Source organism: Streptomyces sp. NPDC031479, assembly GCF_055581065.1.
In genome coordinates, this window is record NZ_JBVIKC010000022.1 from 107,499 (window position 1) to 124,042 (window position 16,544).

At 72.6% G+C, this 16,544-nt stretch carries 16 protein-coding genes; 3 read left to right on the top strand and 13 right to left on the bottom strand.

Going from position 1 to position 16,544, the window contains the following annotated elements; translation table 11 throughout:
• Positions 1-34: 34 nt before the first annotated feature.
• The 5 genes from ACZ5D2_RS24045 to ACZ5D2_RS24065 form a co-directional block, all read right to left on the bottom strand.
• The gene (locus ACZ5D2_RS24045) at positions 35-1,702 is read right to left on the bottom strand and encodes a bifunctional uroporphyrinogen-III C-methyltransferase/uroporphyrinogen-III synthase (RefSeq protein ID WP_266839755.1); all 1,668 of its coding nucleotides are present in this window, start codon (positions 1,700-1,702) and stop codon (positions 35-37) included.
• Positions 1,699-2,667: a hydroxymethylbilane synthase gene (hemC, locus tag ACZ5D2_RS24050; protein ID WP_371678039.1), complete on the bottom strand. Its 969-nt coding sequence runs from the start codon at positions 2,665-2,667 to the stop codon at positions 1,699-1,701. The genes ACZ5D2_RS24045 and hemC overlap by 4 nt, the downstream gene beginning before the upstream one ends.
• On the bottom strand, positions 2,664-4,385 hold the full coding sequence (locus ACZ5D2_RS24055) for a glutamyl-tRNA reductase (protein ID WP_371678038.1): 1,722 nt from the start codon (positions 4,383-4,385) through the stop codon (positions 2,664-2,666). Before ACZ5D2_RS24055 ends, hemC begins: the two co-directional genes overlap by 4 nt.
• A complete protein-coding gene (locus ACZ5D2_RS24060; RefSeq protein ID WP_371678037.1) occupies positions 4,382-5,206 on the bottom strand; it encodes a redox-sensing transcriptional repressor Rex in 825 nt (274 codons plus the stop codon). The genes ACZ5D2_RS24055 and ACZ5D2_RS24060 overlap by 4 nt, the downstream gene beginning before the upstream one ends.
• Positions 5,207-5,479: 273 nt before the next feature.
• Positions 5,480-5,758: a glutaredoxin family protein gene (locus tag ACZ5D2_RS24065; RefSeq protein ID WP_371678036.1), complete on the bottom strand. Its 279-nt coding sequence runs from the start codon at positions 5,756-5,758 to the stop codon at positions 5,480-5,482.
• A 99-nt stretch (positions 5,759-5,857) separates the two neighbouring features.
• On the opposite strand from ACZ5D2_RS24065, the gene ACZ5D2_RS24070 reads away from it, so the two are divergent.
• The 3 genes from ACZ5D2_RS24070 to ACZ5D2_RS24080 all read left to right on the top strand — a co-directional run bounded on the left by ACZ5D2_RS24070 (position 5,858) and on the right by ACZ5D2_RS24080 (position 9,536).
• Positions 5,858-6,856: an HAD family hydrolase gene (locus tag ACZ5D2_RS24070; protein ID WP_371678035.1), complete on the top strand. Its 999-nt coding sequence runs from the start codon at positions 5,858-5,860 to the stop codon at positions 6,854-6,856.
• A gap of 340 nt (positions 6,857-7,196) precedes the next feature.
• Positions 7,197-8,009 carry an ECF subfamily RNA polymerase sigma factor, BldN family gene (locus ACZ5D2_RS24075; RefSeq protein ID WP_371678034.1) on the top strand — a complete coding sequence of 271 codons (813 nt, stop codon included), beginning with the start codon at positions 7,197-7,199 and terminating at the stop codon, positions 8,007-8,009.
• Positions 8,010-8,318: 309 nt separating this feature from the next.
• Positions 8,319-9,536 carry a DUF5667 domain-containing protein gene (locus ACZ5D2_RS24080; RefSeq protein WP_371678033.1) on the top strand — a complete coding sequence of 406 codons (1,218 nt, stop codon included), beginning with the start codon at positions 8,319-8,321 and terminating at the stop codon, positions 9,534-9,536.
• A 90-nt stretch (positions 9,537-9,626) separates the two neighbouring features.
• Here the strand turns inward: ACZ5D2_RS24080 and ACZ5D2_RS24085 are convergent, their stop codons facing one another.
• The 8 genes from ACZ5D2_RS24085 to ACZ5D2_RS24120 all read right to left on the bottom strand — a co-directional run bounded on the left by ACZ5D2_RS24085 (position 9,627) and on the right by ACZ5D2_RS24120 (position 16,341).
• A complete protein-coding gene (locus tag ACZ5D2_RS24085) occupies positions 9,627-10,640 on the bottom strand; it encodes a lysophospholipid acyltransferase family protein (RefSeq protein ID WP_468931832.1) in 1,014 nt (337 codons plus the stop codon).
• Entirely contained in the window at positions 10,640-11,716 is a 1,077-nt protein-coding gene (locus ACZ5D2_RS24090; RefSeq protein ID WP_371678031.1) for an NAD-dependent epimerase/dehydratase family protein, read from the bottom strand. Before ACZ5D2_RS24090 ends, ACZ5D2_RS24085 begins: the two co-directional genes overlap by 1 nt.
• A 95-nt stretch (positions 11,717-11,811) precedes the next feature.
• Positions 11,812-11,910, bottom strand: coding sequence for a 30S ribosomal protein bS22 (locus ACZ5D2_RS24095; protein WP_003948845.1), 99 nt, complete (start codon positions 11,908-11,910; stop codon positions 11,812-11,814).
• A 151-nt stretch (positions 11,911-12,061) separates the two neighbouring features.
• Entirely contained in the window at positions 12,062-12,271 is a 210-nt protein-coding gene (locus tag ACZ5D2_RS24100; RefSeq protein WP_008738568.1) for a helix-turn-helix domain-containing protein, read from the bottom strand.
• A gap of 114 nt (positions 12,272-12,385) precedes the next feature.
• Positions 12,386-13,216 carry a phosphatase gene (locus tag ACZ5D2_RS24105; RefSeq protein ID WP_468931836.1) on the bottom strand — a complete coding sequence of 277 codons (831 nt, stop codon included), beginning with the start codon at positions 13,214-13,216 and terminating at the stop codon, positions 12,386-12,388.
• A gap of 78 nt (positions 13,217-13,294) precedes the next feature.
• Entirely contained in the window at positions 13,295-14,443 is a 1,149-nt protein-coding gene (locus ACZ5D2_RS24110; protein WP_468931853.1) for an acetoin utilization protein AcuC, read from the bottom strand.
• Positions 14,415-15,644, bottom strand: a complete 1,230-nt coding sequence (locus ACZ5D2_RS24115; protein ID WP_468931839.1) for an MFS transporter — start codon at positions 15,642-15,644, stop codon at positions 14,415-14,417. Before ACZ5D2_RS24115 ends, ACZ5D2_RS24110 begins: the two co-directional genes overlap by 29 nt.
• Before the next feature lie 43 nt (positions 15,645-15,687).
• Positions 15,688-16,341, bottom strand: a complete 654-nt coding sequence (locus ACZ5D2_RS24120; protein WP_371678028.1) for an HAD family hydrolase — start codon at positions 16,339-16,341, stop codon at positions 15,688-15,690.
• Positions 16,342-16,544: the final 203 nt, after the last annotated feature.

Here is a 16,544-nt window from a genome sequence, read left to right on the forward strand (position 1 = left end):
GTGTCCTGCGGCGGAGCCGCCCCGCCTAAGCCGCTCACGTCGTGCGGCGGCGACGCGCGCCCGGACGGCGTTCGCTCGGGCGGGAGACCGTCTCGCCGGCCTCCTTCGCCGCCTCGCGGCGGGCCTCGCCGTACGCGGCGAGGGCCTCCGCCAGCTTCGAGACGGACGGCTCCGGCGACAGCACGTCCACGCGCAGGCCGTGCTCCTCCGCCGTCTTGGCGGTGGCCGGGCCGATGCAGGCGATGACGGTCACGTTGTGCGGCTTGCCCGCGATGCCGACCAGGTTGCGCACGGTCGAGGACGAGGTGAAGAGCACGGCGTCGAAGCCGCCGCCCTTGATCGCCTCGCGGGTGTCGGCCGGCGGCGGCGACGCGCGCACGGTCCGGTAGGCCGTGACGTCGTCGACCTCCCAGCCCAGCTCGATCAGCCCGGCCACCAGGGTCTCGGTGGCGATGTCGGCGCGCGGCAGGAAGACGCGGTCGATCGGGTCGAAGACCGGGTCGTAGGGCGGCCAGTCCTCCAGCAGCCCGGCGGCCGACTGCTCGCCGCTCGGCACCAGGTCCGGCTTCACGCCGAACTCGACCAGCGCGGCGGCGGTCTGCTCGCCGACCGCGGCGACCTTGATGCCCGCGAAGGCGCGCGCGTCGAGCCCGTACTCCTCGAACTTCTCCCGCACCGCCTTGACCGCGTTGACGGAGGTGAAGGCGATCCACTCGTAGCGGCCGGTGACCAGGCCCTTGACCGCCCGCTCCATCTGCTGCGGGGTGCGCGGCGGCTCCACGGCGATGGTCGGCACCTCGTGGGGCACCGCGCCGTACGAACGCAGCTGGTCGGAGAGCGAAGCGGCCTGCTCCTTGGTGCGCGGTACGAGGACCCGCCAGCCGAACAGCGGCTTCGACTCGAACCAGGCCAGCTCCTCGCGCCGCGCGGCGGCGCCCTGCTCACCGACCACGGCTATGACGGGCCGCGCGCCCTCGGGAGAGGGGAGGACCTTGCCCTGCTTGAACACCTGGGCGATGGTGCCCAGGGTCGCGCTCCAGGTCCGCTGGCGGGTCGTCGTGCCGCCCACGGTCACCGTCAGCGGGGTCTCCGGCTTGCGGCCGGCCGACACCAGCTCGGCGGCGGCGGCGGAGACGGTCTCCAGGGTCGCGGAGACCACGACGCTGCACTCGCTGGTGCCCACCTCGCTCCAGCAGCGCTGCGAGGCGTGCCGGGCGTCGACGAAGCGGACGTCGGCGCCGCGCTCGCCGCGCAGCGGCACACCCGCGTAGGCGGGCACGCCGACGGCGGTGGCGACACCGGGCACGACCTCGAAGGGGATCCCCTCGTGGGCGCAGGCCAGCATCTCGGAGGCGGCGTTCCCGTCGAGCCCCGGGTCGCCGGTGACGGCACGGACGACCCGCCTGCCGGAGCGCGCGGCCTCCATGACAAGATTGGCGGCGTCGCGGATCACCGGGACCCCGGCGGCGGCTGACAGTTCGTCAGCGACCGTCAGCTGCGGCGTGTCGACGCCCGCGCGCGCGTGGGTCCGTACGACGTCGAGCACCTCTGGCTCGGCGATCAGTACGTCCGCGGCGACGAGCGCCTCCACGGCGCGCAGCGTCAGCAGACCCGGGTCGCCGGGGCCGGCACCGAGGAAGGTGACCAGCCCGTGCGCGGCGACGGCCGGAAAAGCGGAGGTGGTGGGGCTTGAGGGGTTCAAAGGGATCGCTCCCCCATCAGACCGGCCGCGCCCTTGGCCAGCATCTCGTCCGCGAGTTCGCGGCCGAGCGCCATGGCCTCGTCGTACGACTGGGGCACGGGACCGGTGGTGGACAGCTGCACCAGCGTGGTTCCGTCGAGGGTTCCGACGACACCGCGCAGGCGCATTTCATTGACAATCTCCCCGTCGGCCAGAAGGTCGGCGAGCGCGCCCACGGGGGCGCTGCAGCCGGCCTCCAGGGCGGCGAGCAGGGCCCGCTCCGCGGTCACGGCGGCCCGGGTGTGCGGGTCGTCGAGCTCACCGAGCGCGGCGACGAGCTCCGCGTCGGACGCGAGGCACTCCACGGCCAGGGCACCCTGGCCGGGCGCGGGCAGCATGTTGTCGACCGACATCAGGTCGGTCGCCTCGTCGCCACGGCCGATCCGGTTCAGTCCGGCGGCGGCCAGCACGACCGCGTCGAGCTCCCCGTCGCGGACGAAACCGATGCGGGTGTCGACGTTGCCGCGGATCGCGACGGTCTCGATGCGCTTGCCCAGGCTGCGGGCGTACGCGTGCAGCTGCGCCGTGCGGCGCGGCGAGCCGGTGCCCACGCGGGCGCCGTCGGGCAGCTGCTCGAAGGTCAGGCCGTCCCGTGCCACGAGCGCGTCGCGCGGGTCCTCCCGCTTCGGCATGGCCGCGATGACCAGCTCGTCGGGCTGGGTGGTCGGCAGGTCCTTCAGCGAGTGCACGGCGAAGTCGACCTCGCCGCGGACCAGTGCGTCGCGCAGCGCGGTGACGAACACCCCGGTGCCGCCGATCTGGGCGAGGTTCTCGCGGGACACGTCACCGTAGGTCGTGATCTCCACGAGCTCCACCGGGCGGCCGGTGATCGCCCGGACCGCCTCGGCGACGTGCCCGGACTGGGACATGGCCAGCTTGCTGCGCCGCGTGCCGAGCCTGAGGGGCTGGTCGGGACGTGTGTTCATGATGCCCGTCCTGGGTCGTCGTCGTTCTTCGGATCGGCCGCGTCCGCCCGGCTGACGGATTCCACCGTCTGAGGGTCGAGGTCGAAGAGTTCGCGCAGCGCTTCGGCGTACCCGGCGCCGCCGGGTTCGCTCGCGAGCTGCTTGACGCGCACGGTCGGCGCGTGGAGGAGCTTGTCGACGACGCGGCGCACGGTCTGGGTGACCTCGGCCCGCTGCCGCTCGTCGAGGTCGGGTACCCGCCCGTCGAGCCGTGCCACCTCCATGGCGACGACCTCGGCGGCCATCGCCCGCAGGGCGACGACGGTGGGGGTGATGTGCGCGGCGCGCTGGGCGGCGCCGAAGGCGGCCACCTCGTCCGCGACGATCGTGCGCACGGCGTCGACGTCGGCCGCCATCGGGGCGTCGGCCGAGGCCTCGGCGAGGCTCTCGATGTCGACGAGGCGCACCCCGGGGATGCGGTGCACGGCGGCGTCGATGTCGCGGGGCATGGCCAGGTCGAGCAGCGCGAGCCGTACGGCCGTGCCGTCGACGCTGCTGCGGACGGTCCGGCGGGGCTGCCGCTGCGCGGCGGCCTCGCCCTGGTCGGCCCAGGTGCCGTGCAGTTCGAGCGAGGTGGCGTCGACCCCGGTCAGCGCGGAGCGTCCGTCGGCGCTGCGGGAGGGGTCCCCGGCCGGCGCGTCCAGGCCGACGGGGCAGCCGTCGGGCTCGGCGGCGGGCGCGATGGTCCGCGCGGCCCCGGCGTCGGCGAGCCGGCGCCCGGCCTCCGCGGCGGCGACTAGCCGCGCCACGACCTCGGCGTCGGCCACGGCCACGGCCACGGCCACCCGGGGTGCGGCGCCGGTCTCGGGGAGCGGCGGGGCGGGGGTGGGCCCGGCGGGGCCGGCCTCCACCGCGCGCGCCACGTCGTCGCCGGTCAGGACCAGCCCGGTCGCGCCCGTACAGGAGACGACCACGTCAACACGTGTCAGTTCGTCGGTGACGGCGCCCATCGTCACGGCCCGCGCCACGACACCGGTGCCCGAGGCAACCAGAATCTCGGCGAGACGTTCCGCCCGCTCCGCGGTCCGGTTCGCCACGACGATCTCGGCGACGCCCACCCGGGCGAGCGTCGCGGCGGCCAGCGAGGACATCGAGCCGGCGCCGATCACCAGGGCCCGCTTCCCCGCGGCCCACTCCCCGACAGGCGCCGCGGGCCCGGCGAGCTGCTCCAGCCCGAAGGTCACCAGCGACTGTCCGGCCCGGTCGATCCCGGTCTCGGAGTGCGCCCGCTTGCCGACGCGCAGTGCCTGCTGGAAGAGGTCGTTGATCAGCCGGCCGGCCGTGTGGAGCTCCTGGCCCAGTGCGAGCGCGTCCTTGATCTGGCCGAGGATCTGGCCCTCGCCGACGACCATCGAGTCCAGGCCGCACGCCACCGAGAACAGGTGGTGCACCGCCCGGTCCTCGTAGTGCACGTACAGGTACGGGGTGAGCTCCTCCAGCGCGACCCCGCTGTGCTGGGCCAGCAGCGTGGACAGCTCGGCGACACCGGCGTGGAACTTGTCCACGTCGGCGTACAGCTCGATCCGGTTGCAGGTGGCGAGCACGGTGGCCTCGGCCGCCGGCTCGGCGGCCAGCGTGTCGTGCAGCAGCTTGACCTTGGCGTCGGCGGACAGCGAGGCCCGCTCCAGGACGCTCACGGGCGCGCTGCGGTGGCTGAGGCCCACGACGAGCAGACTCATGCCGGCATCACCGCCGGGACGTCGCCCTCGGGTCCGCCCTTGCGCGCGGCCGCGGCGGCCCGGCCGGCCGGCGGCTCGACGGCGGCGGCGGGCGCGGCGCCCGTGCCCGTGCCCGTACCGGCCTCGGCGACGGCGCCCGTGCCCCCGGCGGCGGCTTCCTCGCCGGCCTTGCGCTGCTCGTGGAAGGCCAGGATCTGGAGCTCGATCGACAGGTCGACCTTGCGGACGTCCACGCCGTCGGGCACGGACAGCACGGTCGGGGCGAAGTTCAGGATGGAGGTGACCCCGGCGGCGATGAGCCGCTCGCTCACCTGCTGCGCGGCGCCGGCCGGGGTCGCGATGACCCCGATCGAGACGCCGTCCTCCTCGATGATCTTCTCCAGGTCGTCGGTGTGCCGCACGGGCATCCCGGCGACCGGCTTGCCGGTCATCGCGGGGTCGGCGTCGATCAGCGCGGCCACGCGGAAACCGCGGGAGGCGAAGCCGCCGTAGTTGGCGAGCGCGGCGCCGAGGTTTCCGATGCCGACGATGACGACCGGCCAGTCCTGGGTCAGGCCGAGTTCGCGGGAGATCTGGTAGACGAGGTACTCGACGTCGTAGCCGACGCCCCGCGTCCCGTAGGAACCGAGGTACGAGAAGTCCTTGCGCAGCTTCGCCGAGTTGACCCCGGCGGCGGTCGCGAGCTCTTCGGAGGACACCGTGGGCACCGATCGCTCGGAGAGCGCGGTGAGGGCGCGCAGGTACAGCGGAAGCCGGGCGACAGTGGCCTCGGGAATACCTCGGCTGCGGGTCGCCGGTCGGTGAGTTCGGCCAGTTGCCACGATGCTCCTGCGGGATGAGCGGGGCTGCAGGCGGCCACTTGTCCCAGGACCGCCCCGTCGAATGCAGGCTATGTCTTTGTGAACGCGTGCACAAAGATTGTGTCCGCTTTGTCCGAGCAAAGTGACCGGGGTCACGCGGGTCGGGCAGGGAAGACGGGAACCGGGAACGGGCCGAACCCGTTCAAATCCGGAGGGGGGCAAAGCGGTACACACTCCTCATCAATACGCCCCCGAGTCCCCATAAATCGCCCACGATGGTAACCGTCGGAGCGGTCAGGATCCCAATGCCCGTCGCAGCCGGTCGGGGTTCACCCTCCAGAAGGTGTGCTGCTCGCCGTCGATCAGCACCACCGGAATCTGCTCCCAGTGCAGCCGGTAGAGCTCCTCGTCCTGCGAGATGTCCTTCTTCTCCCACTGCGCGCCCGTCTCGGCGCAGATCGATTCGATGACCTCCTGGGCGTCGTCGCACAGATGGCACCCCGGCTTCCCGATGAGCGTGACCATCCGCTCCCCGGGACGCTTCTTTTCCTTACGGCGCAGCAAAGGACTCATGTCCTCATTGTCCCGCGCCGCGCCGCGGCGCCCGAAGAGTTAACCGCTCCGTTTCCCGGCGGTTCGGGAACTCCCGAACACAGTGGCTATGCTCGCGTCATGGCCGCTCTGGGATGGCTCACCCCCCGTAGGCGCTCCGCGACCGCGCGGAGCGTGCTGGCAGGCGAGGCCTCGGCCGAGGCCGCCCGCAAGACCGCGCAGGCCGAAGCCCCACCTCATACGACACCGCCGCAGGACGAGGCCGGACAGGCCCTCCCGGCGGCCTCCGCCGCGCCCGCGACGGACGTCCCGGAGACCGCCCCCGAGCCGGAGTTCCCCGTTCCGGGCGACGACCTGGCCGCCGCCTTCTTCGACCTCGACAACACCGTCATGCAGGGCGCCGCGATCTTCCACTTCGGCCGCGGCCTCTACAAGCGCGAGTTCTTCCGCCGCCGCGAACTGGCCCGCTTCGCCTGGCAGCAGGCCTGGTTCCGGCTCGCCGGGGTCGAGGACCCCGACCACATGCAGGACGCCCGCGACAGCGCCCTGTCCATCGTCAAGGGCCACAGGGTCTCGGAGCTGATGTCCATCGGCGAGGAGATCTACGACGAGTACATGGCCGAGCGGATCTGGCCCGGCACCCGCGCCCTCGCCCAGGCCCACCTCGACGCCGGCCAGAAGGTGTGGCTGGTCACCGCCGCGCCCGTGGAGACCGCCACGATCATCGCCCGCCGCCTGGGCCTGACCGGCGCCCTGGGCACCGTCGCGGAGTCCGTGGACGGCGTGTACACCGGCCGCCTGGTCGGCGAGCCCCTGCACGGCCCCGCCAAGGCCGAGGCGGTGCGCGCGCTGGCCGCCGCCGAGGACCTGGACCTCGCCCGCTGCGCCGCGTACAGCGATTCGCACAACGACATCCCGATGCTGTCGCTGGTCGGACATCCGTACGCGATCAATCCCGACACAAAACTGCGCAAGCATGCCCGGGCCAACGACTGGCGGCTGCGCGACTATCGGACCGGCCGCAAGGCCGTGAAGGTCGGCGTCCCCGCCGCCGCCGGAGTCGGCGCGATCGCAGGTGGGGCGGCCGCCGCCATCGCCCTGCACCGCCGCCGCAAGTAGCGGCGCCGGGCCCCGGCCCGGCCACGGGCCCCGCCGCGCCCAACCGCCCACCCCTACCCGCGCCGTCGGCGCGGCACTCCGGCATGCCCGACTCGGTCGCGAGCCAGCGTGGAAGCGTCCATTCCGCGCATCCATCCGATCAAGAAGCGATCACCAACCAGGCCTGAATATGCCCTGGACACGCAACAGAAGTGTCGGAACCGGTGATTTCAGCAACTGGGTGTAGCGCTGCCTGTACGAAGCGTTATTCTCCTCAAACGCATGCCACCGCCCATCTGTCGCCACGACGGGTGAACGGTCCCGCACTGCACGTGATGGAAGCTCTGCCTCTGGGAGTCCCGTGTACCCACCTGTCGGGGTTGACGCCTCGGGCCTGGCTACGCTGCGCGCAACGGTCCTCGACCACCTGCGCGGCTTCGTCCCCACCGCGTACGCCGTCCCCGCCCTCGCCGCCGCGGTCCCTGCCGGCCTCGGCCCGGCCCGCCCTTGCTACGCCCTGACCGACGGCGGGGCGACGGTGGGCAGACGAGGTCGAACGGGCGCGAGCCCCGCCGGCACCGCAGCCGCCGGCGCGCCCGCCGCCCGCCGCCCCACCGCGGACAGCGACCAGGCCCGCATGATGGACCTGGTCGAACGCGCCCAGGCGGGCGAGGCCGAGGCCTTCGGCCGCCTCTACGACCAGTACAGCGACACGGTGTACCGCTACATCTACTACCGCGTCGGGGGCAAGGCGACCGCGGAGGACCTCACCAGTGAGACCTTCCTGCGCGCACTGCGCCGCATCTCCACCTTCACCTGGCAGGGCCGCGACTTCGGCGCCTGGCTGGTGACCATCGCGCGGAACCTGGTGGCGGACCACTTCAAGTCCAGCCGCTTCCGCCTGGAGGTCACCACCGGCGAGATGCTCGACGCCAACGAGGTCGAGCGCAGCCCCGAGGACTCCGTGCTGGAGTCCCTCTCCAACGCGGCCCTGCTCGAAGCCGTGCGGAAACTGAACCCCCAGCAGCAGGAGTGCGTCACCCTGCGCTTCCTGCAGGGCCTCTCGGTCGCCGAGACGGCCCGGGTGATGGGGAAGAACGAGGGCGCCATCAAGACGCTCCAGTACCGGGCGGTCCGCACCCTGGCCCGCCTGCTCCCGGACGACGCCCGCTGACCCGCTCCCCCGCACGCCACCCCCGTCCCCCACGCCTTCCCACACTCCCGGCGGACCACCGATCCCCTCCGCCGGACCCCGCAGTAACGACAACCTGACGCCTACTCCCGGTGACCCCTCGATGACGCTGTGGTCCGATCATCCTTCGTCCGTAACCCAAGTGCCGCGCCGCTCGTTGTGCGGGATGCAGGCTCCCTGTGGACACGCCCTGCCCGAAGCCGCTCACCCGAAAGTGTGGATGTGCTCAAGGAAGGCAACCTTCCGGACAGCTTGGGGAGTCGATCGTCATGACGAGAGGAGGTGCCGCCAGTGATCGCGAACGTTACTCCGCACCGGCGGGCGAACGCCTTCGCCCAGGCCCTGGAGGATCGGACCACGTCCGACCTTTCGGAACCGGACCCGGCGGCCGAGCAGTCCGAGGCACCTGCCGAACCTGCCGACCACGACCGGCTGTTGGCCCTGGCGAGCGTGCTCGGCGAAAGAATGCCGCGCCCGGTGCTGGACCCCGAGGTCAAAGTGGTGCAACGAGCCCAGCTCGTCGCCGCCATGGAGGCCATGGTGATGGAGGAGAGGGCCGGGGGCGGTGCCGCCGAGGACCCTCTGGTGCCCGAGCAGCGGACCGGCCGCGGCGCCCACCGGGCGACCTCGCTCCGGAAATTGCGGCCCCGCTCCCGCTGGTCCAAGGGCATCGCAGCGGGGGGCCTCACCGTGGGTGTGGCCGCAGGGGCCTTCAGCGGAGTGGCCGCTGCCAGCACCGACGCCCTGCCCGGTGACTCCCTCTACCCCGTCAAGCGGGGCATGGAGGATCTGAAGCTGGGCATGGCCGACGAGGACGCGGACCGGGGCGAGCTCTACCTGGACCAGGCCTCGAACCGGCTGTCGGAAGCGCGCCGGCTCATGGAGCGCGGCCGTTCGGGCCCACTGGACCACGAGGTGCTGGGCGCGATCCGCCGGGCCCTCGCGGGCATGAAGCACGACGCCGCCGAAGGCCACCGGCTGCTCCAGGCGGCGTACGAACGGGACGGATCCCTCGGCCCGATCCAGACGCTGTCCTCGTTCTCCCGCTCCCATCGCGACGCGTGGGGCAGGCTCCGGGAGAAACTCCCGCCGCAGCTCAACGACGTCGGGGGCGAGGTCGAATCGGTGTTCCAGGCCATAGACGAAGACGTGGCGCCGCTCCAGGGACTGCTCCCCAAGCCCCCGGAACAGACGCGCGGCTCGGGCGCGCCCGCCAAACAGCCCAGCAGTCCGGCGGCGGGCAAGCAGCAGACCCAGCCGGAGCCGGGCGCCTCCTCCCAGGCGGCGCCCCAGGGCACCCCCAGCCCCTCCGGCAGCCGGCCCCCGGCTCCCGGCGCGGGCGGCCTCCTGGGCGGCGCCGGCGACCTGCTCCACCCCCCGGCCCCGGGCCAGTCCACCCCGCCCTCCTCGGCGACCCCGGACCAGCCGAAGCCGGACATCACCCTCCCGCCGCTCCTCCCGGGCCTCCTCCCGGGCCTGGGCCTCAACGCGGAGGACACCGGCCAGTAGCCGACGCGAAAGCGGGGGCCGCGCACCGCGCGACCCCCGCTTCGTCCTGCCGCCGCTCGGCCGCCACTGCCGCCGTTCAGCCGCTCCGGCTCAGAAGAACACCGATCGCCGCTGCACCAGCAGCTTGTACAGGGTGTGCTGGATCTGCTCCCGGACCTGGTCCGTGAGGTTGAACATCAGCATCGGGTCCTCCGCCGCCTCCGGCGCGTACCCGTCCGTCGGGATCGGCTCCCCGAACTGGATCGTCCACTTCGTCGGCAGCGGCACCGCGCCCAGCGGCCCCAGCCACGGGAACGTCGGCGTCACCGGGAAGTACGGCAGCCCCAGCAACCGCGCGAGCGTCTTCGCGTTGCCGATCATCGGATAGATCTCCTCCGCGCCCACGATCGAGCAGGGCACGATCGGAGTACCCGCCCTCAGCGCCGTCGAGACGAAGCCGCCCCGGCCGAACCGCTGGAGCTTGTACCGCTCGCCGAACGGCTTCCCTATCCCCTTGAAGCCCTCCGGCATCACCCCGACCAGCTCCCCGGCCTCCAGGAGCCGCTGCGCGTCCTCCGCGCAGGCCAGGGTGTGCCCGGCCTTGCGGGCGACCTCGTTCACCACCGGCAGCATGAACACCAGGTCCGCCGCCAGCAGCCGCAGGTGCCGCTCCGCGGGATGCCGGTCGTGCACGGCCACCTGGAGCATCAGCCCGTCCAGCGGGAGCGTCCCCGAGTGGTTCGCCACGATCAGCGCACCACCCTCCTTGGGGATGTTCTCGATCCCCTTGACCTCCACCCGGAAGTACTTGTCGTACAGCGGCCGCAGCAGGGACATCAGGACCTGGTCCGTCAGTTCCTTGTCGTAGCCGAAGTCGTCGACCTCGTACTCCCCGGTGATCCGTCGCCGCAGGAACGCCAGCCCGCCCGCGATCCGCCGGTCCCAGCCGTCACCGGCCCCCGCCGGAACCGGCTCGGGGCCGGACCCCACGGGGGGCTCCACCGGGTCCACCGGGTCCACCGGGTCCACCGGGTCCACCGAAGCCGGCACCGCCCGTACCTTCCGGACCGCGCCGCGCCGGCGCGGCCGGTCCTCGTCGAACGGGATCACCTTCGCGTCCGCCACTATCGCTTCGCTCCCTCGTCCACACCGGCACCCACATCCAGGCCCTCCACCTTCAGCACGGCCGCCGCCCGCCGCACGGCCCGCTCCACCCGCTCCGGAGGCAGGAGGCCGCTCCCGCGGCTGCGCGCGAAGTCGGCGAAGGTCTCCACCGTCGTGTACATCGGCCGGAACCCCAGGGTGTCCCGCATCTGCGAGGTCTCCACGACCCGGCCGTGGGTCAGCAGCCGGATCTGCTCCGGGGAGAAGTCCGTCACCCCGACCGCGCGCAGCGCCGACCCCACCCACGTCACCGCGGGCAGCAACAGCGGCACCGTCGGCCGCCCCAGCCTCCGTGAGCACTGCGACAGCAGCAGCACCCCGTCCCCCGCGATGTTGAACGTGCCGCTGTTCAGCGTCCCCCGCTGCGGCTCCCCCGCCGCCAGCCGGAGCACGTCCACCACGTCGTCCTCGTGGACGAACTGCAGCCTCGGGTCGTAGCCCAGCACCGTCGGCATCACCGGCATCGAGAAGTACTCCGCCAGCGCCGAATCCGCGAACGGCCCCAGGATGTTCGCGAAGCGCAGCACGCACACCGCCACGTCCGGCCGCCGGCGCGCGAAGCCCCGTACGTATCCCTCGACCTCCGCCGCGTCCTTCGCGAAGCCGGCGCTCGGCAGGGACTTCGGCTGGGTGGTCTCGGTGAAGACGGCCGGGTCCCGGGAGGTGCCCCCGTACACGCTGGTGCTCGACTTCACCACGAGCCGTCGTACCGTCGGCGACTTCTGGCAGGCCCCGAGGAGCTGCATCGTCCCGATGACGTTCGTTTCCTTGACGGCGCTGCGCCCGCCCGGGGCGCCCGCGGCGCCGCCCGTGACGGCCAGGTGGACCACCGTGTCCACGGCGTGCTCGGCGAGCACGCGGGCGATGGCCGACTGCCTGATGTCCGTACGCACGAACTCGGCCGAGCCGAGCCGGTGCGGCGGGCTCACCGCGTCGACCGCGATGACCCGTTCCACCTCCGGGTAGCGCTGGATGCGCCGCACGAAGCGGCCTCCCAGCTGCCGGGCAGCCCCGGTGACGAGTACGACCTTGCCCACGAGCTCAGCGCCTCCCTCGAAGAAGTACCCCGGCTGCACCGCAGCCCCTCCACCAGGATGGTGGAGGGGCTGCGGAGAACACGTACAGCTGCCGTTTACTTCTTGTTACGGCGCTGGACGCGGGTGCGCTTGAGCAGCTTGCGGTGCTTCTTCTTAGCCATCCGCTTGCGCCGCTTCTTGATAACAGAGCCCACGACTACCCTCGCTCACTTCTCGGAACATCCCCGCCTTGGCGGGGATCGGTGCGGGGCGTCTGGGCCCACACGACCTACGTCGGCCTAGCCTACCCGCCCGGAGACCAGGCTTGTAATCCGAGCCCTCCGTAGATCTTCCCGAGCCTCAGTCTCAGGCCGACTCCACCCCCACATAGGACTCCCGGAGGTACTCGTGGACCGCGTTCTCGGGGACCCGGAAGGACCGGCCCACCCGGATTGCGGGCAGATGACCGTTGTGCACCAGCCGGTACACGGTCATCTTCGACACTCGCATCACCGAGGCGACCTCCGCCACGGTCAGGAACTGAACCTCACTGAGAGGCCTCTCGCCAGCAGCCATGACACACCTTGACCTTCCGCGCATGACGGGCACCGGCTTCCCCTCCGGTTACTCCTCGTCGTCGCACGCTCACTCCCCAGAGTAGGGGCGTGTGATACGAGTGGGGAAGAGGAGCTACGGCCACTCCTGACGCACCGACAGCCGCGCACGGCGCAGCACGTACCGGGCGAGCGGAGCGTAGTGCTCCGAGCGCGCCCCGTCATCAAGCGGAACGGTCACCGCGACCCGCCCCTCGGCCTCCCCGACGAACAGCGCGGGATCATCCGCGTCGGCCAGTCCGATCGCGTCCACACCGAGCTGACCTGCGCCGCAGACCCACCCGTGATCCCCGACCACCAGCTCCGGCAGCGGCCCCCCGGCCTCCGCCAGCGCCCCCAGGGCGATCCGAACCGGCAGCGGCGAATGGGAGTGCACGCCGGTCGCATTCCCGGCCCGCCGCGCGCCGGGTTCCCGCACCAGTGCGACTCCCCGTACGTAATCGATCCGGTAGGGGCGTACGCCGAACCGGGTCGCCATGTCGACATCGACCCCCTGCGCCGGGGTGAGGACATCACATCCCGCCGCCGACAGCGCCCCGGCCAAAGCGGCGTAGAACCCCAGGAGACGGTGCGGATGCCCCGTGCCGAACAGCACGGGCGACCGCGCCCCGGCCGCCCCGCCCAACCGCTCCGCGAAGGCCTCCAGGGCCGCCACCGTCAGCTCCGGATCGATCACGTCCGGCCCGCTGACGTGCGCCGGATCCGCCGAGACCCCGCATTTGGCCGCCATCAGCCGCAGCAGCTCGCCCTCGCCCCAGCCCCGCTCAGGGTCCAGCCCCAGCAGCACCCGCGGGTCCCCCGCCGCGAACAGCCGGTAACGACGCAGGCTCGACTCCCTCGACGTGGCGACGGGCCCGGCCAACCGGGCGGCCAGCAGATGCGCACGCAACGCGCCGGTGCTCAACACCCTCCGATGCTGCCGCAGCCCACCTGGCGCTTCATCAGTTCTCGTGAACCGCCCCACAGTTGGCGTAACGGTGCATCGTCACACGAGCATCCCGCGCAACGGGAACACCGCCCGGCGCGTCGCCAGAACGGCCTGATCCGTCGCGTCCGCGGGATCGTAACCGGCCTCCCAGTCCCGCCACCGCGCGTCACGGCCGTCCGTCATCCGCGCCGGCCCCGGCTGCCGCGTCCGCGCGTACACCTGGTCCCGCCACTCCTGCGGAACCGCCGCCGCCGGGTCCACCGGCCGGTGCGCCGCGATCCCCACCAGGTGCGTCCACGACCGCGGTACGACGTCCACCACCGCGTACCCGCCGCCGCCCAGCGCCAGCCACCGCCCGCCCGCGTACTCGTGCGCCAGCCGGTGACAGGCCTCCTGCACCGCCCGCTGCGCGTCCAGCGACACCGCCAGGTGGGCGAGCGGGTCCTCGAAGTGCGTGTCGGCCCCGTGCTGGGTCACCAGCACCTGCGGCCGGAAGTCCGCCAGCAGCTCCGGCACCGTCGCGTGGAAGGCCCGCAGCCAGCCCTCGTCACCCGTCCCGGCGGGCAGCGCCACGTTCACCGCGGACCCCTCGGCCGCCGCGCCGCCCGTCTCCTGCGGCCAGCCCGTCTGCGGGAACAGCGTCCGCGGGTGCTCGTGCACCGACACCGTCAGGACCCGCGGATCGTCCCAGAACGCCGTCTGCACGCCGTCCCCGTGGTGGACGTCCACATCGACGTACGCCACCCGTTCGGCCCCCAGTTCCAGGAGCCGCGCGATGGCGAGGGCCGCGTCGTTGTACACGCAGAACCCGGCGGCCCCACCCGGCATCGCGTGGTGCAGCCCACCCGCGAAGTTCACCGCGTGCTCCGCCTCACCGGCCCAGAGCGCCTCCGCCCCCGCCACCGACTGGCCGGCGATCAGTGCCGAGGCCTCGTGCATCCCGGGGAACGCCGGATCGTCCACCGTCCCGAGCCCGTACGAACCGTCGGCCACCCCCGGGTCGGCCGACACCTCGCGCACCGCGGCCACGTAGTCCTCGCGGTGCACCAGCCGCAGCGTCGAATCGCCGGCCGGCCGGGCCGCCCGCACCTCCATCGCCCGGTCCAGCCCGAAGGCGCGCACCAGGCCCATGGTCAGCGCCAGGCGCACCGGGTCCATCGGATGGCTCGGTCCGAAGTCATACCTCGTTACCGCCTCGTCCCACATCAACAGCCCGGTCACCGGCTCGCCGCTCATGCCCGACACCGTATCGGGCCCGCTCCGGACCGAACGAGCGGGCCTGGGAGAGCGTGACCAGCACGAGCACCATCGGTACGAGCATCGCCCCCCGGTAGTTCCAGGCGTCCCCGATCCCGCCGACGAGCGGCGAACCGATCAGGAAACCCACGTAGTTGAAGATGTTCAGCCGCGCGACGGCCGTGTCCGAAGCCCCCGGGAAGCGCCGCCCCGCGGCGGCGAAGGTCTGCGGCACGATCACGCACAGCCCGATGCCCAGCAGCGTGAACCCGAGCATCCCCGTCCACGCCCCGGGCGCGGCGGCCACCACCGCGAACCCGCCGGCCGCCACCACCGTCCCGCCCCGCACCACGGCCACCGCCCCGAACCGGCGCACCCCGAGGTCGCCCACGGCCCGCCCGATCAGGGTCGTCACCATGTACACGTTGTACGGGACCGTCGCCAGCTGCTCCGAGCTGCCCAGCACGTCCTGGAGGTACTTGGCACTCCAGTTCGCCACCGTCGAGTCCCCGATGTACGCGCACGCCATCACCAGGCACAGCGGCAGCAGCAGCTTCCCGCCCCCGGCCGGCCACCCCTCGGCCGCCTCCCCGGCCCCGTCGGCCGCCGCCGCGTCCACGTAGGACCGGCCGCCCGCCAGCACCACCGGCAGCAGCACCAGCACGGCCGGCAGGTACCCGGTGAACAGCGCCAGGTGCCAGTGCGCGCCCGCCCAGGCCGCCGAGGCCCCCAGGATCCCGCCGAGGCTGTACGCCGCGTGGAACCCGAGCATGATGCTGCGCCCGTACGCCCGCTGGAGGCTCACCCCCAGCATGTTCATCGAGGCATCCAGTGCACCGACCGCCAGCCCGAACACCCCCAGGGCCACCGCGACGTGCCACATCCGGGTACCGGCCCCGACGCCGAGCAGCGCCAGCAGCACGACGGGCTGGACGCACCGCAGCACCGTGCTCGGCGCGATCCGCTTCACCAGGTGCTCGGTGGCGACGCTGGAGACCCCGGCGAGGATCGGCACGGCGGCGAGGAAGGCGGGCAGCAGCCCGTCGGATATCCCGTACTGGCCCTGGATGGCCGGGATCCGGGTCACCAGCAGGGCGAAGGCGACGCCCTGCGCGAAGAAGCTGAACCCGAGCGCGCCCCGCCCGCGCCGCAGCCGCACGTCAACTGTCATGGCGGCACAGCGTAGGCGCCCCACTTACCGGTGGGTAGAGAGATCACACACCCAATCCGAGCAGGGCGGAGAGCTCCTTCATCTCGCCGAAGTAGCCGGTGGCCCCGGGGAGGGCGGTGGCGGGGGACATCGAGGTGTACGCGAGGACGTCCATCCCCGCGGCCCGTGCGGCCTCCACCCCGAGCGGACTGTCCTCGACCACCACGCACCGCGCGGGCTCGACGCCCATCATGTCGGCGGCGTGCAGGAACAGGTCCGGCGCAGGCTTGCCCCGCCCCACGTCCTCCGCGCTGAAGATCCACTCTTCCTCGAACCACTCCCCCAGGCCGGCGCTGCGGTGTCCGACCCGGATCCGCTCGTGGGTCCCGGAGGAGGCCAGGCAGTACGGCACCCCCTGCGCGGACAGCTCGGCCAGCACCTCGGTGATCCCGGGGACGGGCTTGAGCTCCCGTGCGAACCCGGCCGAGATCCGTTCCTGCAAGGTGTGGTCGAACTCCTCGGGCAGCCGCTGCCCGGTCCGTTCGAAGACCAGGTCGTGCACCCGGTGCACCGCCGCCCCCATGTAGTCCCGCAGGGACTCCTCGTAGGTGGTCGGGTGCCCGATCTCCGTCAGGTACGCGGACAGGATGGAGTTGGCGAGCGGCTCGCTGTCCACGAGGACGCCGTCGTTGTCGAAGATGACCAGCTCATAGCCCATCCACCCAGCGTACGAGCGACCGGCGCGGGTTCCCGGCAACCCCGTGCGGGTAAACGGTGGAACCGACGGTCGACCCGCCACCGGCCGGCCCGGCGGGGACCGGGTAAAGGCCCGTAAACGCAGAAAAGCCCCGCACCATAAGGTGCGGGGCTTTCCCACAATGATTGTTCGGCGGCGTCCTACTCTCCCACAGGGTCCCCCCT

Bases quoted from the DNA above. Each gene is read 5' to 3' on its own strand.
- hemC (WP_371678039.1), bottom strand. From the start codon at position 2,667: ATGAACACACGTCCCGACCAGCCCCTCAGGCTCGGCACGCGGCGCAGC.
- ACZ5D2_RS24055 (WP_371678038.1), bottom strand. From the start codon at position 4,385: ATGAGTCTGCTCGTCGTGGGCCTCAGCCACCGCAGCGCGCCCGTGAGC.
- ACZ5D2_RS24065 (WP_371678036.1), bottom strand. From the start codon at position 5,758: ATGAGTCCTTTGCTGCGCCGTAAGGAAAAGAAGCGTCCCGGGGAGCGG.
- ACZ5D2_RS24070 (WP_371678035.1), top strand. From the start codon at position 5,858: ATGGCCGCTCTGGGATGGCTCACCCCCCGTAGGCGCTCCGCGACCGCG.
- ACZ5D2_RS24100 (WP_008738568.1), bottom strand. From the start codon at position 12,271: ATGGCTGCTGGCGAGAGGCCTCTCAGTGAGGTTCAGTTCCTGACCGTG.
- ACZ5D2_RS24110 (WP_468931853.1), bottom strand. From the start codon at position 14,443: ATGTGGGACGAGGCGGTAACGAGGTATGACTTCGGACCGAGCCATCCG.
- ACZ5D2_RS24115 (WP_468931839.1), bottom strand. From the start codon at position 15,644: ATGACAGTTGACGTGCGGCTGCGGCGCGGGCGGGGCGCGCTCGGGTTC.
- ACZ5D2_RS24120 (WP_371678028.1), bottom strand. From the start codon at position 16,341: ATGGGCTATGAGCTGGTCATCTTCGACAACGACGGCGTCCTCGTGGAC.